This is a genomic window from Nesterenkonia sp. DZ6 (assembly GCF_022565835.1).
Lineage (GTDB): Bacteria > Actinomycetota > Actinomycetes > Actinomycetales > Micrococcaceae > Nesterenkonia.
On sequence record NZ_JAJOYW010000005.1, the window covers coordinates 25,510 to 49,472 of the forward strand.

Genomic DNA, 23,963 nt, shown 5'->3' on the forward strand with positions numbered 1-23,963 from the left:
GGGCTGCGGTCCATGGTGACCGGCCAGGCCCTCACCGGCCGCCCCGGAGCTCAGCTGTCCTCGGTCAGCTCCGCGCGGACTTCCTCCAGACGGGTCCTGGCGCCGTCGAGCCAGCGCTCGCACCGGTCGGCCAGGGCTTCACCGCGCTGCCACAGCGCCAGTGACTCCTCCAGCGGAGCGCCGCCGGTCTCGAGCTTGGTCACCACAGAGATGAGCTCCTCCCGGGCGCGCTCGTAGCTCATAGTCTCGATGTCCTCGGTCTGCGCGGTGCTGAACTCGGTGGACTTCGAGGTCGGTGCTCCTGTGGTGCTGCCGTCGTCGGTCATTGCGCTGCCTCTCGGTTCTGGATCTGTGCATCGTGTTCGGCCTGAGCGGCCCTGCGGTCTCTGGGGAAGATCTCCTCGGCGCGGGCGGTGAGTTCGCCGGAGGCGACCATGATGCTCAGCCGATCCCCGACGGCCACGGTGCCGGCGTCGCGCAGGACGTCCCAGCCTGCGCCGCCCTGGGTCTGCACCACGGCGTAGCCGCGGTCAAGGGTGGACTGCGGGGAGAGCGACCGGACCCGAGCCCGGGTCTGTGCGACCCAGTCGGTGTCGCGGCGCAACGCGGTCTCCATGCCGAAGAGCGAGCGACGCCGCAGCATCAGCAGCTCTTGGGCGCGCCCGGTGATCATGTCCTGGGGCTGGGCGAGCACCGGCCGGGATCGCAGCGCCTGAAGCCATTCGGTCTCGCGACCGATGAGCCGTTGGACGCCGGCTGACATGCGTTCGCGGGCGTGGGTGAGCTGATCGCGCTCCTGGGCCTCATCGACCACCAGCAGCTTCGCGGCGCCGGTGGGGGTGGAGGCGCGCATATCGGCGACCTCATCGAGCAGCGGGCGGTCCGCCTCGTGCCCGATGGCAGAGACGACCGGTGTGTGGGCCGCCGCCACGGCGCGGATCAGGCGTTCGTCGGAGAAGGGCAGCACCACCTCCTCCAGGGCGCCGCCGCCGCGGGCGATCACGATCACCTCCACCGCTGGGTCGGCGTCGAGTTCGGCCAGGGCCGCCGCGACCTCCTGGGGCGCGCCGGGTCCCTGGGTCGCGACCTCACGGATCTCGAACTGCGCGGCGGCCCAGCGGGCGTGGGTGTTGCGCAGGATGTCCTTCTTCGCGTCGGAGTTCCGGCCGGTGATCAGCCCGATCCGCAGCGGCAGCACCGGCAGCGGCTTCTTCCGATCCAACCGGAAGAGGCCCTCGGCGGCGAGGCGCTGCCTGAGCTGCTCGATCCGGGCCAGCAGGTCACCCAGTCCCACCGGCTTCATCTGCTGGGCCACCAGCGAGAGCCGCCCGGACTTCTCGTAGAGGTTCGGCTTGACCAGGGCCACCACCCGAGAGCCGGGCTGGACGGTCCCGCTGAGGCTGCCGGCGACGGTGCGCCAGGCCACCGTGGAGAACGAGACCTCCTGCTCCAGGTCCCGCAGGGTCATCCAGGCGTTGCCGTTGCGCAGGTTGAACTCCACCAGCTGGCCTTCGACCCAGGTCGGCGGTGCCGCCTCGATATGGGCCTTGAGCTTGCCGGAATAGGTGCTCAGCGCCCACGGCGTCTCCGCCGAGGTGTCCTGCGCCTGTGCCGGCTCGCTCATGTTCTGCCTTCGATCATCGACGGTCTCCCCGGAAGGTTCGCTATGGTGCTTACAGCCTATGCCACCCCCTTGACATGGTTGAAGGAGTTATCCACATGCGCCAGGTGCTCAGTGTCATCTCGCTGCTGCTGGCCGCGGTGCTGGCCGGCTCGGCGCTGGCGGGGTTCCAGGCCGACCAGCTCCTGCGCGAGGACGAGCCCATTCGGCAGATCGCCGGCGAGCTCCCGCAGCAGGAGGGGTTCAGCGAGCTGGTCTCCGAGACGCTGCTGGATCAGATGGAGTCTGAGCTGCCCGGAGGGCTGGCGAATCTGCTCGGTGACCGGGCAGACTCCGCCGTGGACTCCATCGTGGCCTCCATGTTGGAGAACGAGGAGATCGACGCCGCCTGGGACGAGACCCTGCAGGGCACCCGGGTGGACTACGCCGCGCAGCTGGAGACCATGTTCGATCAGGGCACCACAGGGCAGTCCAGCGACCTGGACCTCGCCGTGGATCTGAGCCCGATGGCGGAGGCCATGACCGGGCCGCTGCGCGAGGGTCTGGACTCGGCCCTGGGCTGGCTGCCCTTCCTGGACACCGCCAGCTTCGAGTTCCTCGCCCCCGAGGTGGTGGTGGACATCGAAGCCACCACCGGAGAGGGCGCCGATCCCTACACCTGGGCGCTGCTGGCCGAGGTCAGCAGACATTGGCTGGTGCTCGCGGTCCTGGCCGGGGTGATGGTCGCGGTGGGCCTTCTGCTGGGACCGGGCCGCAGCCGATGGGTGGCGCTGGCCCTCGGCGGCCTGCTCGGAGTGGGCCTGGGGCTCGGGATCGCGCTCACCGTCGCGGCAGCGGAGTTCGGCGCAATGACCGATGCGGCCACCCAGTCCCTGGTGGACCACCTCGAGGTGCAGATCACCGCATGGGCCCAGCCGGCCTGGTGGGTCTTCAGCGGCGCGGCGGGCGCCGCCGTCGTCGTCGGACTGCTCGGCAGTGTGGCCGCGCGGAGCAGCCGAAGGGTGACCTCGCCGCGAGGCCTCGATCGGTGACCTTGGCCGGCGGCTTGATCCGGTGACCCGAACTGGGGCTTCACCCGGTGACTTCAACCAGGGACACGGTGTGACGGCCCCAGCCACCCGCCGGTAGACTCAGCCCCATGACTTCCACCGCCACCGCTCCCGACGCTTCGGCCCGGCGACAGCACATCGCTGTCCCCATGCCGATGGTGCCCCGCCGGCGCCGCAGCCCCGAGGAAGTGGCCGCAGAGTCCACCTTCACCGGTCCGCGCAAGGTGCTGCTCGCGGCGCCGCGCGGCTATTGCGCCGGGGTTGACCGCGCCGTCGTCGCCGTGGAGAAGGCGCTGGAGACCTACGGTGCTCCGGTCTACGTGCGCAAAGAGATCGTGCACAACCGACACGTCGTGGAGACCCTGCAGGAGAAGGGCGTCATCTTCGTCGAGGAGGCCGATGAGGTCCCCGAGGGTGCGCTGCTCGTCTTCTCGGCCCACGGAGTCTCCCCGGCGGTCAAAGACCTGGCCGACAGTCGGAATCTGCAGACCATCGACGCGACCTGCCCGCTGGTCACCAAGGTTCACCGCGAGGCCGTGCGCTTCGCCAGGGACGACTACGAGATCCTGCTGATCGGCCACGAGGGCCACGAAGAGGTCGAGGGCACCTACGGCGAGGCGCCGGACAACACCACGATCGTCAACGGTCCCTGGGAGGTCGATGACCTCCAGGTGCGCAACCCTGATCAGCTGATCTGGCTCTCACAGACCACGCTCTCGGTGGACGAGACCATGGAGACCGTGCAGAAGCTGCGCGAGCGCTTCCCGAAGCTGCAGGATCCGCCCTCAGACGACATCTGCTACGCCACCTCCAACCGACAGGCCGCGATCAAGAAGGTCGCTCCGCAGTCGGATCTGGTGATCGTGGTGGGCTCCGAGAACTCCTCGAACTCCGTGCGGCTCAAAGAGGTCGCCAAGGAGTACGGCGCCGCCCGCGCCGAGCGCGTGGACTACGCCAACCAGGTCGATGAGGCCTGGTTCCAGGAGGCCGCGACGATCGGGGTGACCTCCGGAGCCTCGGTCCCCGAGGTCCTGGTCGACGACGTCCTCCGGCTGCTCGCCGACTACGGCTACGGCAAGGTCGAAGAGGTCATCACCGCCGAAGAGGACATCGTGTTCTCGCTGCCCAAGGAGATCCGCAAGGCGCTCACCCAGGCCGGCCACGACGACGTCGGCACCGGTGGCCGCAAGCGCAGCGCCTGCTCCACCTCCTGAGCCCCCAAGAGCCTCCGAGTTCCAGTTCTGGGCCCTGTTCGTGGGGGAGCGGTGCGCCCGGTCCGGGCATGACCTGGGCTGACATACGATGAGGAGATGACGGTGCTGGGCATGACTGCGGTGATCGCGGCCGCGGTGTTGATCGGCACCATCCTCCAACGGGTCTCCGGCACCGGTGTGGGCCTGGTGGTCGCCCCGGTGCTCTCCATCCTTCTCGGCCCCGCCTTCGGGGTGCTGGTGACCAATATGACCACCTTCGTCTCCGGCGGCCTGATCATGATCGCGGTCTGGTCCCATGTCAGCTGGCGGCGCTTCTGGCTGATCATGCCCGCCTCGGTGCTGGGCGCGATTCCCGGGGCCTGGGTCGTCGGGCAGCTCAGCGCAGGCTGGCTGTCGATCATCGTCGGCGCGATCGTGGTCTTCGCGCTGCTGGTGACCTTCGCGCTGCCGAAGCTGCCGCATCTGCCCGGCCGCGGCGCCGGACTCTTCGCAGGGCTGCTGGGCGGATTCTTCAACACCACCTCTGGCGTCGCCGGGCCGGTGATGGTCATCTACTCCCGGGTCTCGCGCTGGGACCATCGCAGCTTCGCGGCCACGCTGCAACCGATCTTCATGACCATGGGTGCGGTCTCGGTGATCACGAAGCTGCTGATGGGCTCGGTGGAGGTCAACGGTCAGGCCGGGCCTCCGCTGGGATGGCTGTTCCCGGTGATCGTGGTGACCGTGATTGTGGGAATCCTGCTCGGCACGCAGCTGGCCAAACGCGTGTCCATTCCCACCGCGCGGACGCTCGCGATGACGCTGGCCGGACTCGGAGGAGCGGGCGCGATCATCCGCGGCACCATGGACGTCCTGGCATGACTGGTGCGCACACCACAGGGGCGCTCCCATGACCGCGCAGAGCGCACACAGCCGCCGACTGCTCATCGCGCTGTTCTTCATCGGGGTGGCGACCTTCGCCCAGCTCTACTCGCCCCAGGGCCTGCTGCCGCTGATCGCGACGGAGCAGGAGGTCTCCGCCGACCGAGCGGCGCTGATGATCTCCACCGCCACCCTCGGGCTCGCCCTCGGCGTGATCCCCTGGTCCTATATCGGGGACGCCCACGGGCGGAAGAAGGCCATGATCTGGGCGATCAGCCTCGCCTGCTTCTTCGGGATCCTTGCGGTGCTCATGCCCGTCCTCTTCGTGAGCCAGGGCTTCGAGCTCACCCTGCTGATGCGCTTCATCGAGGGGTTCATGCTCGGCGGGGTGCCGGCACTGGCCGTGGCGTACCTCAACGAGGAGGTCAGTCCCAAGATCGCGGTGGCCGCGGCGGGCACGTATATCTCGGGGACCTCGCTGGGCGGCCTGACCGGGCGCATCGTGGCGGCCCCAGTGGGGGAGCAGCTCGGCTGGAAGATCGGGATGCTCACCGTGACGCTGATCGCCGTGGCCTGCGTGGTGGTGTTCCTGCGGCTGGCGCCCATCGCGCAGAACTTCACCCCGCGCCGGGTCCGGCTGCGCGAGATCGTGCCGGCGCTGACCGGGAACCTGCGCTCAGCCACCCTCTGGACCCTGTACCTGCAGGGCTTCCTCACCATGGGCGGCTTCGTGGCCATGTACAACTTCCTGGGCTTCCACCTCTCCGCTCCGCCGTATTCGATCCCGTTGTGGATCGTCTCCTTCGTCTTCCTCGCCTACCTGGCCGGCACCTGGTCCTCCCCGCGGGCCGGACGGCTGGCCGCGCGATACTCGCGCAAACCGGTGCTGATCGCAGGGAACCTGATCATGATCCTGGGCGTCGGACTGACCCTGGTGCCGCATCTGGCGGTGATCATCCTGGGCACCGTGGTGCTCACCGCAGGGTTCTTCGCCGCCCACGCCGTCGCCTCGGGCTGGGTCGGTGCGGCCGCCACGGCCGGTCGTGCCCAGTCGGCCTCGCTGTATAACCTGGGCTACTACGGAGGCTCCTCGATCTTCGGCTACCTCGGCGGAACCGCGCTGAACGCCGCGGGCTGGTCCGGGACGGTCCTGATGGTGCTCGGACTCGCCGGGCTCGCGACCGTGCTGGCCGTCGTCGTCCTGCCCAGGGACTGAGCGCCCCACACCTGAGCGCCCCACACCTGGGCGCCCAGGCACACCACGGCGCCCAGTTCGAGCAGGGTGACCACAGCTCGCTCGTCATCATTTCGGTTCAAGGTCGCAACTTATCCTGAGTCCCCGTAGACTCTGTGAGCCCTGTCACCAGATAGAGCGCACCCCAGCACCCCACCAGCAGGAGTACCGGCAATGACGACGCCTCCGCGTTCACGTGTCTCAGGCGACCACCTGAAGAAATACGACCCCCGCACGCAGTCGGAGGCCGAGTCCGAAGAGCTCTCAGTCGGTGCTCGCGCCGAGGGCCTCGAACGCCCGGCTCTGCTGCGCCGGATGATCGGCCTCATCGGCGGCGTCGTCCTGGCGCTCCTGGTCTACACCGTGATGCCCGGGGACATGGAGGTCTGGCCCCGGCTGACCGCCGCCACCGCGGTGCTGATGGCAGTGTGGTGGATGACCGAGGCCATCCCGATCCCGGCCACGGCGCTGCTGCCGCTGATCATCTTCCCGCTGCTGGTCCCCGCGGGGGACTTCGGCAGCGCCGAGGAGGCGGTGGGCGGGGTCTCCGTCGACGACGTGGGCGCCAGCTACGGAAACAACATCATCTTCCTGTTCATGGGCGGCTTCATGCTCGCCCTGGCCATGCAGCGCTGGAACCTGCACCGCAGGATCGCGCTGATGACCCTGCGCGCCATGGGCTCCAAGCCGGTGAACCTGATCGCCGGATTCATGATCGCCACCGGCTTCCTCTCCATGTGGGTCTCCAACACCGCCACCGCGGTGATGATGCTGCCCATCGGCGTCTCGGTGCTGATGCTGGTCAGCAAGATCATGAAGGGCGAGGACCCGGCCACGGCCAAGCACGCCGACGAGGAAGAGACGAACCAGGCGCTGAAGTCGAACTTCGGCACCGCCCTGATGCTCGGCATCGCCTACGCCGCATCCATCGGCTCCCTGGGCACCATCATCGGCACCCCGCCCAACGCGCTGCTGGCCGGTCACATGTCGGCCAACCACGACCTGACCATCGGCTTCGGTCAGTGGATGCTCGTGGGTGTGCCGATCTCGATCATCATGCTGGTCATCGCCTGGGTCCTGCTGACCCGGGTGCTCTTCCGCCCCGAGATCGACGACATCCCCGGCGGCGGTGACCTGATCCGTGACGAGCTGCGCAAGCTCGGTCCGATGTCCGCCGCCGAGGTGCGCGTGCTGGTCATCTTCGTGCTCGCCGCGGCCTCCTGGGTCTTCATCCCGCTGATCTCCACCAACCTCCTCGGCATGGAGGATCCGTTCATCTCCGATGCGGGCATCGCCATGGTCGTGGGTCTGCTGCTGTTCCTGCTCCCCGGCGGCGCCGCCAAGGGTGTGCGCCTGCTGGACTGGGAGTACGCCGCGAAGCTGCCCTGGGGCGTGCTGCTGCTCTTCGGCGGAGGCCTGGCCCTCTCGGCTCAGTTCGGCAACTCCGGGCTCTCCGTCTGGCTCGGCACGCAGGTCGAGGGCCTCGCCGGGATCCCGGTCTGGGTCCTGGTCCTGGTCGCGGCCTTGGGCATCCTGGTGCTCACCGAGATGACCTCGAACACGGCGACGGCGGCCACCTTCCTTCCGGTCGCCTCCGGCGTGGCGATGGGCACCGGCGTCGACCCGCTGATCCTCGCCGCCCCGGTGGCGCTGGCCGCGACCTGCGCCTTCATGCTGCCGGTGGCCACACCTCCGAACGCGATCGCCTACGGCTCCGGCTATGTGACCATCGGGCAGATGATCAAGGGCGGCGTCTGGCTCAACGTGGCCGGCGTCGTCATCATCACCGCGGTCTGCATGACCATCCTGGTCTGGGTCTTCGGCCTGACCCTGTAGCACCGAGGAGCTCCCACATGCCCGTCCTCTCGAGGAGCAGGGCACTTCACAACAGCGAAGTCAGGGGCAGTGAACCGCAGCGTCAGCGCGGATCGCTGCCCCTGACTCTTCACTGTCCTTGACTTTTCACTGCCCCTGACTGCGCTCAGACTCCAGCCGGGGACCCAGCGGGCTGACCTCGGTGCTCACCGTGGTGGTGCTCAGCGTCTCGCCGAGGTCCTCCAGCAGCCCCTCCGCAGAGGTGGCGGTGGGCTCACCGACCTCCAGCCGGCTCATCGCCTCCACCTTGGGCAGCACCTGACGCTCGATGTTGCCGATCAGCGAGTTGTACGCCGTCACCGCCTGGCGCAGCCGGTCCCCGGTGCGGGCCAGATGTTCGCTCATCTTGGCCAGCCGGCGGTAGAGGTCGCGGGAATGATCCACGACCTCGCGGATGTTCTGCGCCAGCCGCTCCTGCCGCCAGGCCGCGGAGACGGCCTTGAGCGAGGCCAGCAGCGAGGCAGGGGAGACCAGGGTGACGCCCTTGGAGAGCGCGTCATCGAGCAGCATCGGGTCCGCCTCCATCGCCGCCGAGAGCAGAGACTCGGCAGGGACGAAGCAGAAGACCACATCGGGGGAGAGGTCCACCGCCTCCCAGTATCGCTTCTTCGCCAGCTCATCCACCCGGGCACGCAGCGCCTTGGCCTGGGCCTTGGGGTCCGTGGCGTTCAAGGGGGCCTTCGCGTCCAGGACCAGCTGGCGTCCACCGGGCAGGTGCACCACCATGTCTGGGATCAGCAGCTGCCCGTCGATCCCGCGTCCGCTGTGCTGCTCGGTGAAGTCCACATGGGGGAGCATCCCGGCGGACTCCACCACCCGGCGCAGCTGCACCTCGCCCCAGTGTCCGCGCGCCGAGGTCGAATGCAGGCTCCCGAGCAGCGCCTGGGTGGATTCGATGATCCGCGCATCGGTCTCTGCGGCGGAGGTCAGCTGCTGGGAGAGTCGGGAGTGCTGGGCGGCCCGCTCGGTCTCGAGCTCCTGGACCCGGCGGTGCATCTCGGTGACGCCCTGACGCACCGGGTGCAGCATCTCCACCAGCGTCTCGCGCTCCCTGGCCGCCTCGGAATCCTCCTCGCGCCGCCGCTCGAGCTCCCAGAGCCGGCCTTCTGCGGTGGCCAGCTCCTGCTGCGCCGACACGAGCTGGGCCTGGGCGTCGACGAGGTCCGTCTGTGCGCCGTGCAGCTGACCGCGCAGCGCGGCGGCGTCCTCGGTGCCGCGGCGCAGCAGATAGAGCACCAGCCAGCTGCCCAGGACGCCGAGCAGAACACCGAGCAGGACAGCGGCGAAGAAGTACAGATTGGTCATGACACCCAGCATGTCACCGGGCACTGACATAGTGTGGCGCGAGAGAGCCTGAGGTTGAACCTCCCCCGAGAACCCGAACGCGATAACCCAGACGCGAGAAAGCCCGAGGAGATCCATGATTCGCATCCTGCTGGTCCGCCATGGCGAGACCGAGTGGAACAAGGCGCACCGGCTGCAGGGCCATTCGGACATCGAGCTGTCCGACTCCGGGGCGCTGCAGGCGCGCACCACCGGCGCCTTCATCCGCGCGCAGCACCCCGCACAGGCTCATGTCTCCAGCCTGGTCCGCACCCAGCAGACCTTCGCCGAGTTCGGCCTGGATCTGACCCCGCGCATCTGGGACGAGCTGCGCGAGCAGAACCTGGGCGAGTGGGAGGGCGCCTATGCCGCGCAGATCCGGGACGCCGAGCCGGAGAACTTCGAGGGCTGGCGCGCCGGCAGCTACACCCCCGCCGATGGGGAGACCCACCAGGCGCTGCAGACCCGGATGACCGGAGCGTTCGCGGACATCGTGCGCGCCACCGCGGAGACCGCACCCACTGCCTCGGCTGATCTGAGCTTTGAGGTGCGCACCGCCGTCCTCGTCTCCCATGGCGCTGCGCTGCGGGTGCTCTTCGAAGGCCTGGGGCTCATCGACCGGACCCAGTTCATCCCGCTGACCCCGGCCTCGGTCACGGTGCTCGACATCCCGCTCACCAAGGGCCCGGTCTCCTCCTCGCTGCCGAACTCGGGTCTCGACGAGGACCACGACGACGACGCCGAGGCCCGCGCGATCCGGGCGCTCACCGACGCCCAGATCGCCGATCACGCCAGGCTGCGGCTGATCAACCTCTCCCCGGAGCTGCTGAACCCGGGTGAGAAGACGACCGCGATCTGAGCGGCAACACCGCCTGACACAGACGAGTGGGCGATCTGAGGGATTCTTTCGCCCCTGAAGGCAGGAAGACTCACTCAGATCGCCCACTCGATGCGGGGTGTCCCGGGAGGCCGGGCCGGTGCAAGACCTAGACGTTGGCCGCCTTGATCAGGTCCGCGCAGCGCTCACCGATCATCATGGTGGTGATGTTCGGGTTCACCGTGGTCAGCTCCGGCATCACCGAGGCGTCGGCCACGCGCAGACCCTGCACGCCCTTGACCCGCAGCTGAGAGTCCACCGGTGACATCGCATCGTCATCGGCGCCCATCCGCACGGATCCCGCCGGATGATAGACGGTGTTGTGCGTGCGGGTCACATAGTCCGCCAGCTCCTCGTCGGTCTGCGTGTCAGGACCCGGGAAGAGCTCCTGCCCGGCCCAGTCCGCCATGGCGGGCTGCGCGGCGATCTGGCGGGCCAGCTTGATGCCCTCCACCGCCACGCGCATGTCATGGCCCTCGGCGTCGGTGAAGTAGCGCGGATCCACCTTGGGCTTGTCCCGATAGTCCTTGGAGCGCAGCCGCACCGTCCCGCGCGATTTCGCGTGGGTGACGTTCGGGGTCAGGCAGAAGGTGTTGTCCGCGGTCGGGTAGCCCTGGCGCAGAGTGTGCATGTCGAAGGGCACCGAGCCGTAGTGCATCATCAGGTCCGGGCGGTCCAGACCCTCACGGGTGGGCGCGAAGATCCCGATCTCCCACCACTGGTAGGAGTCCTCCACCATGGGCTGCCTGGCCTCCCAGGCGATGACCGCCTCGGGGTGGTCCTGCAGGTGCTCGCCCACGCCGGGGGAGTCCACGCGGGGGTTGATGCCGAACTCGGCCAGGTGCTGCGCCGGGCCGATCCCGGAGAGCATCAGCAGCTTCGGCGAGTCGATCGCGCCCGCGGAGAGCACGATCTCCTTGGTCGCGCTGATCCGGTGCGCCCGGCCGAACGCGTTGTTGACCGCGTCCACGCCGACCGCCCGGTCGCCCTCGAAGACGATCTCGCGCACCCAGGTGTCGGTCAGCACGCTCAAGTTCGCCCGCTCCAGGATCGGGTGCAGGTAGGAGACCGACGACGACGCCCGGGTCCCGTCCTGGCGTCGGTTCACCTGGAAGAAGTTCGCACCCTTGAGCACGGTCTCCCCGGAGTTGAACTGCACCCGCGGGATGCCCTGTTCCTCACAGGCGTCCAGCAGCGCCACGCCACAGGGGTCATTCGGCGGGATGGTCATCAGATTCACGGGGCCGCTGCGGCCGTGGTGGTCGCCGGGGGCGTCATTGGTCTCCAGCCGCTTGAACAGCGGGTAGGTGGACTCGGCGTTCCAGCCGGTGGCCCCCATCGCCTCCCATTCGTCCATGTCCTCGCGCAGCGCCCAGAAGGCGATGCAGGAGTTGTGCGAGGAGCAGCCGCCGAGCACCTTGGCGCGGGCGTGGCGCATGAAGGAGTTGCCGTTCTCCTGGGCCTCGATGGGGTAGTCCCAGTCGAAGCCTGATTCCAACAGCTCCATCCAGCGGTTGAGCTGCAGGATCTCTGGCTTGTCTGCATCGGTGGGGCCTGCCTCCAGCAGGGCCACCGTGACGTTCGGGTCCTCGGACAGGCGGGCGGCGACGGCGGCGCCGCCGGATCCGCCGCCGATCACGACGTAGTCGAAAGTGGTGTTCTCCACAGGGTCTCCTTAGTTCTCCGGCATGCTGAACCAGCCGGTGACGGCGGGCTCGGTGTTCTCGTAGATGTGCTTGGACTCGCGGTACTCGTCCAGGCCCATATGACCCAGCTCGCGGCCGACGCCGGACTGTTTGAAGCCGCCCCACTCCGCCTGCGGCAGGTAGGGGTGGTAGTCGTTGATCCAGATGGTGCCGTGGCGCAGCCGTGAGGACACCCGGTGGGCGGTGCCGCGGTCGGATGTCCAGACCGCTCCGGCGAGGCCGTAGATGGTGTCGTTGGCGGTCTCGATGGCCTCGGCCTCGGTGGTGAAGGTCTCCACGGTGATGACCGGGCCGAAGCCCTCCTCTTCCACGACGGACATGCCGCGCTTGACGTCGTCGAGCACGGTGGGGGCGTAGAAGTACCCGTTGCGGTGCTCCTCGCCGCCGAAGTGGTGTCCGGTGCGCAGCGTGGCGCCCTCTTCGATGCCGCGCTGGGTGTAGTCGTACACCTTCTGGCGGTGCTCGGCGGAGATCAGCGGTCCGGTCTCGGCGGTCTCTTCGAAGGGCCCGCCCATCCGGATGTTCTCGGCGCGGCGGACCAGCTCGGTGACGAACTTCTCCTTGATCGACTCCTCGATGATCAGCCGGGTGCCTGCGGAGCAGACCAGGCCGGAGTCCACGAAGCCGGCGTTGAGCGCGTTGTCCACCGCGGCGTCGAAGTCGGCGTCGGCGAAGACCACATTGGGGTTCTTCCCGCCCAGCTCCAGGGCGACCTTCTTCACCGTCTCCGCAGCAGTCGCGGCGATCTTGCGTCCGGTGACCACACCTCCGGTGAAGGAGACCATGTCCACATCAGGGTGGGAGGCCAGCGGCGCACCGGCGGTGGCGCCGGCCCCGGTGATCAGGTTCGCCACACCGGCGGGCAGACCGAGGGAGTCATAGACGTCCATGATCAGCATGCCGGTGTGCGGGGTCAGCTCCGCGGGCTTGAGGATGAAGCTGTTGCCCGCGGCCAGGGCGGGCGCCATCTTCCAGGCGGCCTGCAGCAGCGGGTAGTTCCACGGGGTGATCATCGCGCAGACCCCGACCGGCTCGTAGACGACCCGGGAGAGCACCGTCGGGTCCCCGGCGTCGACCAGGCGACCTGACTCGGCATCGGCGAGCTTCCCGAAGTGCCGGTAGCAGGCGATGATGTCGTCCATGTCGATCTGCGCCTCGACGAACCGCTTGCCGGTGTCCAGCGCCTCGGCGCGAGCGAACTCGTCCTTGCGCGCCTCGATGGCGTCTGCCACGGCCAGGACGAAGGCGCCGCGCTCGGCGGCGGGGGTGTCGGCCCAGACGTGGGAGTCGAAGGCCTTGCGGGCGGCGGCGATCGCGGCGAGGGTGTCGGCCTCACCAGCTTCGGAGACGACACCCACTTCGGAGCCGTCTGCGGGGCAGTGGATGGTGCGCGTCTCGCCGGACTGGGCCGGAACCCATTGCCCGTCGATGAACAACGTTGAGACCTGCTCTGCTCTACTCATATGTGTTCCTCAGCTTCCGGTGGTGCGGTCATGGTCCCAGTCATCTGGGATGTTGCTGCCGGTGTGCAGCGATGAGGACTGCCCGCCTTCTTCGCTCATGGTCAGGAAGGCGAGGTGGCGCTCGTAGGAGTCCAGGACATCGGCGATGACCTGGTCCCGGGTGTAGCCCATCAGGTCATGGCCTTCCGAGCCCGTGGCAGAGAACGTCTCCACGCGGTAGTAGGTCTCCTCGGTCGGGCGCACGCTGCGCGCGAAGCTCGGCACCGAGTAGGCGATCGGGTAGACCTGGTACTTGAACTCGGTCTGCTCGCCGAAGTAGACGTGCAGATCGATGTGCGGAATCTGGGTTTCCGGAACCAGGCCCCGTTCGCAGCTGATGTCTGCGCCCTGGTCGCGCAGCTCCTCGGCGACGTCTTCCACAGCCGGGGCGGCCACGGTGTCGATGAACTCGGTGGCCTGCTTCGCGGTGGGGAAGTGCATCCCCCGGGCGAGACGACGGCGCCAGCTCAGGCCGCTGCGCTCGCCGGCGTCCTGGCTGCGCTCCGAGACCATCCAGGGCAGGGTGGCCTCACGCGATTCACGGTTGTAGCGCTCCATCTGCAGCGCTCGCCAGATGCCCATCATCAGCACATACATGACGACCGAGAACGGCAGCCCGATGATCACCGTGGCCATCTGCAAGGTGTAGACCCCGTCGAGCATCAGCACCGCCAGCGTCAGGGCACCGGTGGCCAGAGCCCAGAACACGCGGAGCCACGGGGCGCCGTCGTCGGAGTGGCTCAGCGGTTTCGAGGTGAAGTTCGCCATCACCAGGGCGCCGGAGTCGGCGGAGGTGATGTAGAACAGCAGACCGGTGATCACCGAGAGACCGATGGTGAAGGTCGCGCCGGGGTACTGCTCCAGGAGCAGGTAGTAGCTGGACTCGGGGGCCTCGACGGCGGCGGTGATGAACTCGGTGTTGCCGCTGAGGAACTCCCAGATCGCGCCGTTGCCGAAGATCGAGATCCACAGCAGGATGAACCCGAACGGGATGATCAGGGTGCCGATGATGAACTGGCGCAGGGTGCGGCCGCGGGAGATGCGGGCCAGGAAGAGCCCGACGAAGGGGGCCCAGGCGATCCACCATGCCCAGAAGAACAGCGTCCACCATTCGAGCCACTCACCTTCCGGCGGGTCATAGGCGAAGGTGTTCAGCAGCATCGAGGGGAAGAATGCGGCGAAGTCGCCGATGTTCTTCACCAGGGCGTTGAGCAGGTAGGTGGTCTGACCCGCGATCAGCACGTAGATCAGCAGGATGACGGCGAAGATGACATTGAGCTCGGAGAGCCGGCGGATGCCGCGATCCACGCCGGAGACGCTGGAGAAGATCACGACGATGACCGAGAGGACGATCAACCCGATCTGCGCACCGGTGCCCTGCTCGATGCCGAACAGCCACTCGAGGCCGTAGTTCAAGAAGACCACGCCGATGCCGAGGCTGGTGGCGATGCCGAAGATGGTGCCCACGACGGCCGCGATCTCGATGCCGTCGCCGGTGACGCCCTGGGCGCGCTTGCCGATGATCGGGTAGAGCGCGCTGCGGATGCTCAGCGGCAGGTGGTAGCGGTAGGCGAAGAGACCGAAGGCCATGCCCATCAGCGCGTACATCGCCCAGCCGGGGATGCCGTAGTGGAACAGCGTCCACAGCACGGCCATCTCGGTGGCCGCGGAGGAGCCCACCTCCACGCCGGGGGCTGTGGTGAGGTTCGTGGCAGGTCCGGAGATCGCGAAGAACATCAGGTCCACGCCGATGCCGGCAGCGAAGAGCATCGCTGTCCAGGTGAAGAGGTTGTACTTCGGTGTGGAGTGGTCGGGTCCCATCTTCGTCCGGCCCACGCGGGAGAAGGCGACGATGAGGACGAAGACCACCACGATGCCTGCGGTGAGGATGTAATACCAGCCGAGGTTCGCGCCGATCCAGAGGAAGACGGATTCGAGCGTGGTGTAGGCGGCGCCTGGTGCGAGCCAGGCCCACAGGGTGAAGGCGATGATGATCGCCGCTGAGCCGAGGAAGACCGGCAGATTTACTTTCGAGTGTGCAGGAGCACCTTTCGAGCCGTCCCCCTGGACATCGCTCGGGACGTCACTCGGGACGTCTTGCGTGGCCGATGCCATGAAATTATGTTCCTTCCAGTGCTGAGTCAGTGCGCTTGTGTATCAGTAGGTTCGAGTGATTGAGCCTCAGGCATCTTAGACACGGGTGAGTCGCGTCCGGGGCACCAGGGGGCGGTGAATGTGACCCGAATCTCCTGAATCTGTCGAGACTCGGTCCACATAATGAACGGAGTCTCAGTCTATGGCGCGCTGGTCGGAGCCGGGAAGGCCCTGGAAGTCGCCGCAGGGGCCGTGCGGACGGTAGGTTAGGTGACCGTGGCTTTGACTATCGGAATCGTAGGACTACCCAATGTGGGCAAGTCGACCCTGTTCAACGCGCTGACTCGTCAGTCGATCTTGGCGGCGAACTATCCGTTCGCCACCATCGAGCCCAATGTGGGCATCGTGAATCTGCCTGACGAGCGGCTGGACGCGCTGGCGAAGATCTTCGGTTCGCAGAAGATCCTTCCCGCAACCGTCTCCTTCGTCGACATCGCCGGGATCGTCAAGGGCGCCTCCGAGGGGGAGGGACTGGGCAACCAGTTCCTCGCCACGATTCGTGAGGCCCATGCGATCGCCCAGGTGGTCCGGGTGTTCGAGGACGAGAACGTCATCCACGTGGACGGCAAGGTGGATCCCACCTCAGATATGGAGACGATCAACACCGAGCTGATCCTCGCAGATCTCCAGACCATGGAGAACGCGATCCCGAAGCTGGAGAAGCAGGTCAAGGGGCGCAAGGCCGAGCAGGCCACCCTGGATGCCTACCTGGTTGCGCAGAAGACCCTGGAGCGTGGAGACACCATCTTCAGCTCCATCACCAAGGACAAGCTGGAGATGGAGCACCTGGCCCAGCTGAACCTGCTCACCGCCAAGCCCTTCATCTACGTGTTCAACGCCGATGAAGGCGTGCTGAACTCCGCCGAGAAGCAGGCCGAGCTCGCCGCCCTGGTGGCCCCTGCCGATGCGGTGTTCCTCGATGCCAAGCTCGAGGCCGACCTCGTCGAGCTCTCCGAGGAGGAGGCCCGCGAGATGCTCGAGCTCAACGGCCAGGACGAGTCCGGCATGGACCAGCTGGCACGCGTCGGCTTCGCCACCCTCGGGCTGCAGACCTACCTCACCGCCGGTCCGAAAGAGACCCGCGCCTGGACGGTCAACAAGGGAGCGACGGCGCCCGAGGCGGCCGGCGTCATCCACACCGACTTCCAGCGCGGCTTCATCAAGGCCGAGATCGTGAACTTCGATGACCTGGTGGCTGCGGGGTCGATGGCGGAGGCCAAGTCCGCCGGCAAGGTCCGGATCGAAGGCAAGGAATACATCATGAAGGACGGCGACGTGGTGGAGTTCCGGTTCAATGTTTAGCATCAGCCCCTGACCACAGACTTCATCTCTTTCCGATCGTTCTCGTCGTGGTCAGGTTTGGCCACTGAATCCGCGCCGTTAGAGAGTTCATTCACGCCATCGAGCTGCGACTTGCCCGTGGAGGACAGCGGAAGGTTCCAGTAGGGGGCCGGTGACTGGTTTTACGGTCCACGCAAAACTCCTGCTTTTCGAGCTCATTCGCTTGTCTGCCTGAGGACACGGCTTGCTTTCCGTCCTGCTGAGCGGGCCTCCAACTTTTCTCTAGACGTTAAGCACGCCCAGTGCCTCACTTCCGGCGTTAGGTGAGGGACGTGATTTCGTAGGTATGGCCTGCCTCGCGCAGCCGCTCAACCAGAATGTTACCGAGGGCGGTCGCCGGGGTCAGCGATCCTGTGGCGGGCGGCAGACGGTCGCCGTCGAGGGCAAGTGAGAGCGCTGTCTCTCCGGCCATCACGGCGGTGGCGGCGTATCCCGGATCGCCGGGCCCGGCTGCGATGGCACGATAGCGCTGGCCGCTCTCCGTGGAAGCAGTCACCTGGGAACGGAACCAGCCTGAGCGCCGCGCGGCCTCGCTCGGGCCCGCACCGGGCGACGGAAGGACACGGTCCAGTAATTTCCTCGTCAAGGGTAGGGCCAGTGCGGCTCCGAACAGCCGCAGGCCAAGCGCCGTCGCCCCGGCGGTGACGGCGCCGACAGGCCCTCGCCCCATACCCATCACTTCGCCGTACCGCAGGGACCGACCGTAGGCCCAACCCTGGAGGGCATTGCTGCGACGTACGATCCGCGTATTCGCCGACGCCATGATGAAGGGCGCGGCCCACGGGCCGTCATCCGAACGGCTGATCCACCCCAGATCCGGAGGTTGCCGGGTCGCGGGCTCCGCCGTCCGGTCTGGACTGAGGGAGTAGGGATCGCCCGCGAGCGATCGCAGCACAGGGTCCGTCCTCATACCGTCGAGCTGACCACGCATGGACTCGATGGTGCCGCCGCTGAAACCGCCCTTCGCCCGGGCGACGAGCTGCACCTCGGTCAGTCCGCCCGCGCCATCAGCCTGCGCGGCCTGGTGCAGGAGGAGCCCCGCGAGGTCCGACGGGACGGAGTCATAGCCGCACGCATGGACGATCCGTGCACCTGTACTCCTCGCAAGGGCATCCCAACGGTCGATAGCTTCACGGACGAAGGACACCTCGCCCGTCAGGTCCCCGTAGTGGGTGCCGGCGCGGGCACACGCCTCGACAACCGACAGTCCATATTTCGCGTAGGGACCCACCGTGGTGAAGAGAACTCTGGTGCCCGTGGCCATGGCCGCGAGCGAGTCAGGGCGCCCCGTATCGGCCTCAATGATGGCCCAGTCATGAGCGGCGACGGGCAGTCTGGACCGTACGGCTTCGAGCTTTACCCTCGACCTCCCCGCGAGTCCCACTCGCAGGTCCGGTGGAGCGTGGTGCGCAAGGTATCCAGCAACCAGTTCCCCGACAAAGCCGGTCGCACCAAAGAGGACGAGGTCGTGGTCGCGCGTTGGGGACTCCATGCCGGCAGTCTTCCACAGCAGACCGGCACCGGCACCGAAAAGTGAATCCCTCTCCTAGCGCTGAAGCGCTCCGTCACCCCAGAACCAGATCACAGATCATCATTAGTTCGCGGGGCGTGGTGCCCTGCCCAGTCCTCTAACCGCAGAGGTGATCCGTGACGCGACGTGGTGGAGTTCAGGTTTAACGTGTAGCTCAATGAATTTCGAGACGGCCCAGCGAACCGACTAGGGCTGGGCTACCTGCCGCACGTGATCTAGGGTCTATCCATGACGAATCTTCAGGGTGCGGTTGTTCTGGTAGTCGGCGCCACCGGCGGGCTCGGCTCGCGGATCGCCGATCGGCTGGAGAGCAACGGCGCCATTGTTTCCCGGTCGTCGAAGTCTGCTGGGCACGATCTGCGTGAACTCTCGGTGATTCGGGAGGTGCTGGATGCCACGATTGCACAGCACGGGCGCCTCGACGGGCTGGTGGTTGCGTCCGGGGTCGTCGCCTTCGGCGCCGCTTCGGAGATTGAACCTGCCACGGTGGATGAGCTGTTCGCTGTGAACACGACCGGTGCGATCCAGCTCATCACCCAGAGCCAGTCCTACCTCGCGGCCTCGGCACAGGACGGCCGGGAGCCCTTCGTGGTGACACTGAGCGGCGTCGTCGCTGAGACACCGGTCGCAGGACTGGCAGCATATTCGGCGTCGAAAGCTGGGCTCGCGGCCTTCGTCGTCGCAGCGGCGCGCGAGTATCGTCGCGCGGGCATCCGACTCCTGGATGCCCGCCCTGGCCACACCGGCACCTCGCTGTCCGAGCACCCGATCGCCGGGTCAGCGCCGCGATTCGGAACGCCGCTGGATCCAGACCTCGTTGCAGCGCGGATCATCACTGCGATCGTCAATGGCGAGAAGGATCTGCCCAGCACCGCCTTCTAGGCGCGGCCGAGAGGATGAGACTGAGCTTCGTATGCGAAAGGCCCGACTCGAGAGTGCGAGCCTGGCCTTACGAATACAGCGCCAGAGATTCGGATGGACTCCGAAGTGGGTTCATTGCTGAGGGCCGGGCGACTTCCTCAGAACAGTGGCCAGGGAACCGCCGACATCTCACCGGCGGGAGCCGGAAACCGCCCCGTCAGGCGCAACCTGGAACAGCGCGCAGCGAGCGCTGCGACTTCTTCGGCACTGAGCAGGTCCGCCAGGTTTCGGCCCAGGTCACCGTGCAGTCCTTCGCTGACCCGATCGATGCCCTCGCGCTCCTCGGCGGTCAGAGCGTCTCCCAGCCATCCCCAGAGGACCGTGCGCAGCTTGTGGTCACGGTGGAAGGTGAGCCCATGGTCCACGCCGTGCCGGTGGCCGTCCGTCATCGCAAGAATGTGGTCGCCTTTGCGGTCGGCGTTGTTGACGACCAGGTCGAACACGGCCATGTGCCGCAGCGCTGGCGAGTCTTCGTGAATGAGCGTGATCATCCGCCCGTTTTCGTCTCGCCCCTCGAGAACGTGTTTCCAGCCCGCCTTCGGCACGTGGTCCGTCGCGACCAGATCGACGGCGCTGTGATCGGGGTCTTGCTCCTGCCAGAGCTGTACCATTCCTTCGCCCAAGGGACCATCGCGCAGCCAGGTGTGCGGGACCACGCCCCAGCCGAGGGCCTGCGAGACGAGGTAGGCGGCGATCTCCCGGTGCGCCAGGGTTCCGTCGGGAAAGTCCCACAGCGGGCTTTCGCCGGCTATCGGCTTATAGACCACGGTCACGTCGCCGATGCTGCCCAGGAACGTCGCATTGGAAGCCGTCCTGATGCGCCCGGTGAGCGTCAGCTCCGCAGTCACCAGGTCCGTCGCCGCCATCAGCCCTCGGCAACGGTGCAGGTATGTCCCTCGGCGTCCACGGGGTAACCACAGAGCGGGCACGCCGGGCGCCCGGCGCCCACGACCTCGAGGGTGCGCTTTGCGAATGCACGGGCGGTGCCGACCGGCAGTCGCACCAGCAGCATCTCGGTCACCTGAGCGTCGTCTTGGTCAGGCGAATCACCATATCCATCAACATCGGCGTCCGTGATGGGGTGGGCCTCGATCACGATCTGGGCCGTGGTCGGGTCCCAGCCCAGGCTCATGGCACCGGTGCGGAAATCCTCCTCAACAGCCTCGAGCTGGTCGTTGTCGACAAGTTCAACGGGAGTGCTCGTGGGAACGCTGTAGCGGTTGCCCTCGACGGTGATGAGCTGGTCGAGGATCTCATCGATCTTCTCCGCGAGCAGAGCCGACTGCTGCTTCTCGAGCGCGATGCTCACCAGCTGCTTCCCTGAGCGCACCTGCAGGTAAAACGTGCGCGCCCCCGGAGGGCCGATGGTGCCGACGACGGCCCGATCGGGCCAGTCGAACTCGTGAACACGTGTAGGCATGTCAGTATTCTAGGCGTTCTAGATTCACGGCGTCTTGTGCCCTGCGCCGCCGCCCACCGGCGCATCCCCAGAGTGGATGCCCTTCGACAGCCACGAAAGATCACCCGCGTCGGTGTTGGTCGCGTGGACGCTCGGTCGGCCAGCGCCGTAGCGCACGATCGACACGGATGCGGGGCCCACGTTGATGCGCTGGAACAGGTCAAGGTGCATGCCGAGCGCGTCGGCGAGGATCGACTTGATGATGTCACCGTGGCTGACCGCTGCCCACACGGCCTCGGGTCCATGCTCGGCTTCGAGGGCTGCATCGTGGCGGCGAATCGCTGCCACCGACCGAGCCTGCATCGCGGCCATCGATTCACCGTCGGGAAAGACGACGGCGGATGGCTGCGACTGCACCAGCGGCCACAGATCCTCGGTCGCGAGATCGGTGAGCATGCGGCCCTGCCACTGGCCGTAATCGCATTCGGTGAGATCGGGGTCGACCGGCGCGTATGGCGTGCCCGCCTGGCGATCGAGGATGTGCTGGGCGGTCTGTTGACAACGCTCAAGGGGGCTCGACACCACCGCGACCAGAGGAACGGCCGCGAGCCGGTCTCCGGTGTGAGCCGCTTGGTCGCGCCCGAACTGGTCCAGGCTGACGCCGACGGCCCTGCCGGCCAGCAGCCCAGTGGCATTTGCTATGGAGCGGCCGTGCCGCACGAGAATCACTGTCGCCATCCAGTCAGCCTAACCACCCGGGCGACGTAACGCGGTGGAGGTTCCAGTGCCGGTGGGGCCAAGTCAGACTTTCAGGACCACGAGATTGCGTGAGTGAGGCCCCGGCCTGCAATCACCCAAACCAGGGCGGGCACTCCATTCCGTCTAGCCCTCGCTCTCGCACTCCGGCACGCACGCACGATCCGGCCCATCAGATGTGCACTCTCGACGCCATACCGACCAGTCGGTACTGTCGCCTCATGGGTACTCTCCGCATACCCTCCTCGCTTCACGATGTCTTCGGCGCGCACCAGTCGGCCGCGTCAATCACGCTCGTGCTGCTCGCCGTGCCGATTGCCGTGCTCGCCGTGCTGCCGGCCTTGCTCACCGTCGAGCTCTGGCGAGCCGTGCTGGCCGCGCTGCTCGTCGCCGACATCGCGGCAGGAGTTGTCGCCAACTTCACGCGAGGCACGAACGACCACTATGCGGTGAGCGCCAAGCGCCGAGCGGTCTTCATCGCGGTGCATGTACACCTGCCCATCGTCGCCTTGCTTCTCGGGCTGCCCTTGTTCCCTGCGCTCATCGGGTGGGCACTCACGATCGCGGCAGGCACCGCCGTCGTGTTGCTGCAGGGCTCGCCCGTGCAGCGACCTGCGGCCGGGTTGGGCATAGTCATCGTGCTCGGCGCGACTGCCCTGGTTGCCGAGATGACGTCCGTGCTGCTGTTCATCACGGCGCTGTTCGCGATCAAGGTCGTGCTGTCGTTCGCCGTCGACCACAGCGGGGCGACGGGGCCGTGACCCTGGCAGACGTCACGCTGCGCCCCGCTGAATGCCGGGATCGCGATGGTGCGGCCCGCATGTTGGCGCAAGCCTTCGTGCACGATCCCCTCATCGCCGCCGCGACCAGCACCACGCAGCACCCGCAGGCCGCTCGCGAGGCAGTGTTCCGCGCCTCCATCGTCGGTACCCTGAACGCCGGCGGCGAGCTCGTTCTCGCCGAGCGCGCGGGCACCATCATCGGCGCGGCCCTCATCGCCGACCCGCAGAGCGGCACCCTGGCGAGAACACTGCGGGCCAGGGTCGCACGGATGATCTCGGGCGCACGCTTTCTCATGCTCGCCCGCCACCTCGCGCCGGGGGCCTTGACGCTCCTCAACGACGCCGACCTCGCCTCGCGCAGGCTGGCGCCTCCTCACCCCCACCACGTGCTCGTCGCCGTGGGAGTCACCGAATCCGCTCGAGGTCTCGGGGTCGGTCGACTACTGGTCGACCACACGCTGCAGCGTGCGCGCCAAGACTCCCGGTCGTGGGGGGTCAGGCTCGAGACTGAGAGCCCCGGCAACGCCGAACTCTATGCCCGCTGGGGCTTCACCCTGCTCGGCGTCGTTCCCGTTGCGCAGTGCGAGGTGCACGTCATGGCGCAGGCCGGCACTCCCGACGGGGAGAACGACGAGGTGCCGTGATGTCAGACGCCAGAGCGAGTATCGTCGACGCAGCGTTTCGGTTGTTTCTCGAGAACGGCTACGACGGCGCGAGCCTGGCGCGTATTCTCGCTGAGGTGCCCTACTCGAAGGGGGCCCTGTACCACCACTTCGAGAGCAAGGAGGCTCTGCTCGAGGCCGTGATCGAACGGTTCTTCACTGACCCGCTCACCGACCCGCAGCAGCCTCGACCCACGACCCCGGTCGCCCTCACTCACCGGCTCGTCGACGATTACGTCGACTCGATCGAGAGCATCGCGCAGTTCGCACCCCCACTCTCGTACTACGCCTTCCTCATCGCCGTTGCGCCTCGCGTGCAGCCTGCGCTAGAGGCCGCTGCCGACCACATCGAAGCCGAACTCACCGCATCTCTGGCGTCGGTCGTGCCCGGCGAGAACCCCGCCGCCGCCCGAACGCTGGCCGGCGACGTCATGGCGCTCGTCGAAGGCTCGGGCCTTCTCACGGTGCTGCAGCATCGCGTGCCCGACCGGGCCCAGTTGCACGCTCGCGTCGACCGTCTTCTGCGCGCCCACTTCGCTGCACGAGGCCTCGCTGTGGAGGTGATCTCATGAACTCATGACACCGAAGAAGCTCTCCCGTGTCGTCGCCATTTCCGAAGCGATCACCTGGACCCTGCTCTTCGCCGGCCTCATCATTCGCGCTACGACGGGTTTCGCACCGGTAGTGACGATCAGCGGCCGCATCCACGGCTTCGTCACTCTCGCCCACAGCGCCACTGCGGTGCTCACCGCCGTCAACCAGGCTCTTCGTACTTGACCGGGCAGCTCGCTTCTCCGGGCTGTCTCCCGGCGGTGTTGGCGGGTGCAGGCCAGGTCGTGGAGCTTGATGCCGGCGAGGCTGGCGTCGCGCAGCGTTTTGAAGACGCGCTGGAAGGTGGAGACCGCGAGGGCCGTTTCCCGTCCGAGATCGCCGACGAGATCCTCGCCCCGGACGTCGATGCCGGAGGGCGAGCGGTCCGCAGATAGTCACAAGAAGTCCGGCCGAGACCGACGATCGCCGATGACGCCCAACGGTGCCGAAAATGCGTTTCCGCAGGTTGGACCGCATTCCTCGGTGTCGGCCAACGGTGACCACCAACAGCCGAAACCCCGCCTGACCGTTCCGCTTCAACGTCTGTTCGTGTGACTTCCTGGT

23 protein-coding genes are annotated in these 23,963 nt (G+C 67.2%); 13 read left to right on the forward strand and 10 right to left on the reverse strand.

Features of this window, described 5'->3' with window-relative positions; all coding sequences use genetic code 11:
- Nucleotides 1-50 precede the first annotated feature (50 nt).
- Nucleotides 51-326, reverse strand: coding sequence for an exodeoxyribonuclease VII small subunit (locus tag LTH93_RS12105; protein ID WP_241466160.1), 276 nt, complete (start codon nucleotides 324-326; stop codon nucleotides 51-53).
- Nucleotides 323-1,624: an exodeoxyribonuclease VII large subunit gene (xseA, locus tag LTH93_RS12110; RefSeq protein WP_241471099.1), complete on the reverse strand. Its 1,302-nt coding sequence runs from the start codon at nucleotides 1,622-1,624 to the stop codon at nucleotides 323-325. The genes LTH93_RS12105 and xseA overlap by 4 nt, the downstream gene beginning before the upstream one ends.
- Nucleotides 1,625-1,698: 74 nt before the next feature.
- On the opposite strand from xseA, the gene LTH93_RS12115 reads away from it, so the two are divergent.
- The 5 genes from LTH93_RS12115 to LTH93_RS12135 all read left to right on the forward strand — a co-directional run bounded on the left by LTH93_RS12115 (nucleotide 1,699) and on the right by LTH93_RS12135 (nucleotide 7,815).
- A complete protein-coding gene (locus LTH93_RS12115; protein ID WP_241471100.1) occupies nucleotides 1,699-2,652 on the forward strand; it encodes a hypothetical protein in 954 nt (317 codons plus the stop codon).
- 107 nt (nucleotides 2,653-2,759) lie between these two features.
- The gene (locus tag LTH93_RS12120) at nucleotides 2,760-3,884 is read left to right on the forward strand and encodes a 4-hydroxy-3-methylbut-2-enyl diphosphate reductase (RefSeq protein WP_241466166.1); all 1,125 of its coding nucleotides are present in this window, start codon (nucleotides 2,760-2,762) and stop codon (nucleotides 3,882-3,884) included.
- 96 nt (nucleotides 3,885-3,980) lie between these two features.
- Nucleotides 3,981-4,745, forward strand: a complete 765-nt coding sequence (locus LTH93_RS12125) for a sulfite exporter TauE/SafE family protein (RefSeq protein ID WP_241466167.1) — start codon at nucleotides 3,981-3,983, stop codon at nucleotides 4,743-4,745.
- Between the two features lie 28 nt (nucleotides 4,746-4,773).
- The gene (locus LTH93_RS12130) at nucleotides 4,774-5,961 is read left to right on the forward strand and encodes an MFS transporter (RefSeq protein WP_241466169.1); all 1,188 of its coding nucleotides are present in this window, start codon (nucleotides 4,774-4,776) and stop codon (nucleotides 5,959-5,961) included.
- Nucleotides 5,962-6,153: 192 nt separating this feature from the next.
- The gene (locus tag LTH93_RS12135) at nucleotides 6,154-7,815 is read left to right on the forward strand and encodes an SLC13 family permease (RefSeq protein ID WP_241466171.1); all 1,662 of its coding nucleotides are present in this window, start codon (nucleotides 6,154-6,156) and stop codon (nucleotides 7,813-7,815) included.
- Between the two features lie 126 nt (nucleotides 7,816-7,941).
- On the opposite strand, the gene rmuC is transcribed toward LTH93_RS12135, so the two are convergent.
- Nucleotides 7,942-9,159, reverse strand: coding sequence for a DNA recombination protein RmuC (gene rmuC, locus LTH93_RS12140; RefSeq protein WP_241471101.1), 1,218 nt, complete (start codon nucleotides 9,157-9,159; stop codon nucleotides 7,942-7,944).
- Nucleotides 9,160-9,274: 115 nt separating this feature from the next.
- Here rmuC and LTH93_RS12145 point away from each other — a divergent pair, with 115 nt between their 5' ends.
- Nucleotides 9,275-10,036 (forward strand): histidine phosphatase family protein, encoded by a 762-nt coding sequence (locus LTH93_RS12145; protein WP_241471102.1) that lies wholly within the window; start codon nucleotides 9,275-9,277, stop codon nucleotides 10,034-10,036.
- Nucleotides 10,037-10,163: 127 nt separating this feature from the next.
- Here the strand turns inward: LTH93_RS12145 and LTH93_RS12150 are convergent, their stop codons facing one another.
- Genes LTH93_RS12150 through betT form a run of 3 tightly spaced genes read right to left on the reverse strand, consistent with a single transcriptional unit; the run spans nucleotide 10,164 to nucleotide 15,377 of the window.
- Nucleotides 10,164-11,720, reverse strand: coding sequence for a GMC family oxidoreductase (locus LTH93_RS12150; RefSeq protein ID WP_241466182.1), 1,557 nt, complete (start codon nucleotides 11,718-11,720; stop codon nucleotides 10,164-10,166).
- A 9-nt stretch (nucleotides 11,721-11,729) separates the two neighbouring features.
- Nucleotides 11,730-13,223, reverse strand: coding sequence for an aldehyde dehydrogenase family protein (locus tag LTH93_RS12155; RefSeq protein WP_241466184.1), 1,494 nt, complete (start codon nucleotides 13,221-13,223; stop codon nucleotides 11,730-11,732).
- Nucleotides 13,224-13,232: 9 nt separating this feature from the next.
- Entirely contained in the window at nucleotides 13,233-15,377 is a 2,145-nt protein-coding gene (gene betT, locus LTH93_RS12160; RefSeq protein ID WP_241466186.1) for a choline BCCT transporter BetT, read from the reverse strand.
- A 255-nt stretch (nucleotides 15,378-15,632) separates the two neighbouring features.
- On the opposite strand from betT, the gene ychF reads away from it, so the two are divergent.
- Nucleotides 15,633-16,718 carry a redox-regulated ATPase YchF gene (gene ychF / locus LTH93_RS12165; RefSeq protein WP_241466188.1) on the forward strand — a complete coding sequence of 362 codons (1,086 nt, stop codon included), beginning with the start codon at nucleotides 15,633-15,635 and terminating at the stop codon, nucleotides 16,716-16,718.
- A gap of 298 nt (nucleotides 16,719-17,016) precedes the next feature.
- On the opposite strand, the gene LTH93_RS12170 is transcribed toward ychF, so the two are convergent.
- The gene (locus LTH93_RS12170) at nucleotides 17,017-18,249 is read right to left on the reverse strand and encodes a saccharopine dehydrogenase family protein (RefSeq protein WP_241471103.1); all 1,233 of its coding nucleotides are present in this window, start codon (nucleotides 18,247-18,249) and stop codon (nucleotides 17,017-17,019) included.
- Nucleotides 18,250-18,516: 267 nt separating this feature from the next.
- On the opposite strand from LTH93_RS12170, the gene LTH93_RS12175 reads away from it, so the two are divergent.
- On the forward strand, nucleotides 18,517-19,170 hold the full coding sequence (locus tag LTH93_RS12175; protein WP_241471104.1) for an SDR family NAD(P)-dependent oxidoreductase: 654 nt from the start codon (nucleotides 18,517-18,519) through the stop codon (nucleotides 19,168-19,170).
- A gap of 137 nt (nucleotides 19,171-19,307) precedes the next feature.
- Here LTH93_RS12175 and LTH93_RS12180 read toward each other — a convergent pair whose 3' ends face one another.
- From LTH93_RS12180 to LTH93_RS12190, 3 genes are read right to left on the reverse strand one after another with little or no spacing between them, the layout of a single operon-like run.
- Nucleotides 19,308-20,075 carry an SCO1664 family protein gene (locus LTH93_RS12180; RefSeq protein WP_241466202.1) on the reverse strand — a complete coding sequence of 256 codons (768 nt, stop codon included), beginning with the start codon at nucleotides 20,073-20,075 and terminating at the stop codon, nucleotides 19,308-19,310.
- Entirely contained in the window at nucleotides 20,075-20,629 is a 555-nt protein-coding gene (locus LTH93_RS12185) for a DUF3090 domain-containing protein (RefSeq protein WP_241466204.1), read from the reverse strand. The genes LTH93_RS12180 and LTH93_RS12185 overlap by 1 nt, the downstream gene beginning before the upstream one ends.
- A 24-nt stretch (nucleotides 20,630-20,653) precedes the next feature.
- Nucleotides 20,654-21,346, reverse strand: coding sequence for a histidine phosphatase family protein (locus LTH93_RS12190; protein WP_241466206.1), 693 nt, complete (start codon nucleotides 21,344-21,346; stop codon nucleotides 20,654-20,656).
- Nucleotides 21,347-21,585: 239 nt separating this feature from the next.
- On the opposite strand from LTH93_RS12190, the gene LTH93_RS12195 reads away from it, so the two are divergent.
- The 5 genes from LTH93_RS12195 to LTH93_RS12215 are packed head-to-tail and all read left to right on the forward strand — an operon-like array spanning nucleotide 21,586 to nucleotide 23,794.
- A complete protein-coding gene (locus tag LTH93_RS12195) occupies nucleotides 21,586-22,125 on the forward strand; it encodes a hypothetical protein (protein ID WP_241471105.1) in 540 nt (179 codons plus the stop codon).
- Nucleotides 22,122-22,790, forward strand: coding sequence for a GNAT family N-acetyltransferase (locus tag LTH93_RS12200; protein WP_241471106.1), 669 nt, complete (start codon nucleotides 22,122-22,124; stop codon nucleotides 22,788-22,790). The genes LTH93_RS12195 and LTH93_RS12200 overlap by 4 nt, the downstream gene beginning before the upstream one ends.
- Nucleotides 22,790-23,380 (forward strand): TetR/AcrR family transcriptional regulator, encoded by a 591-nt coding sequence (locus LTH93_RS12205; RefSeq protein WP_241471107.1) that lies wholly within the window; start codon nucleotides 22,790-22,792, stop codon nucleotides 23,378-23,380. Before LTH93_RS12200 ends, LTH93_RS12205 begins: the two co-directional genes overlap by 1 nt.
- A gap of 4 nt (nucleotides 23,381-23,384) precedes the next feature.
- A complete protein-coding gene (locus tag LTH93_RS12210; RefSeq protein ID WP_241466214.1) occupies nucleotides 23,385-23,585 on the forward strand; it encodes a DUF3817 domain-containing protein in 201 nt (66 codons plus the stop codon).
- Between the two features lie 59 nt (nucleotides 23,586-23,644).
- Nucleotides 23,645-23,794, forward strand: a complete 150-nt coding sequence (locus tag LTH93_RS12215) for a hypothetical protein (RefSeq protein WP_241471108.1) — start codon at nucleotides 23,645-23,647, stop codon at nucleotides 23,792-23,794.
- Nucleotides 23,795-23,963: the final 169 nt, after the last annotated feature.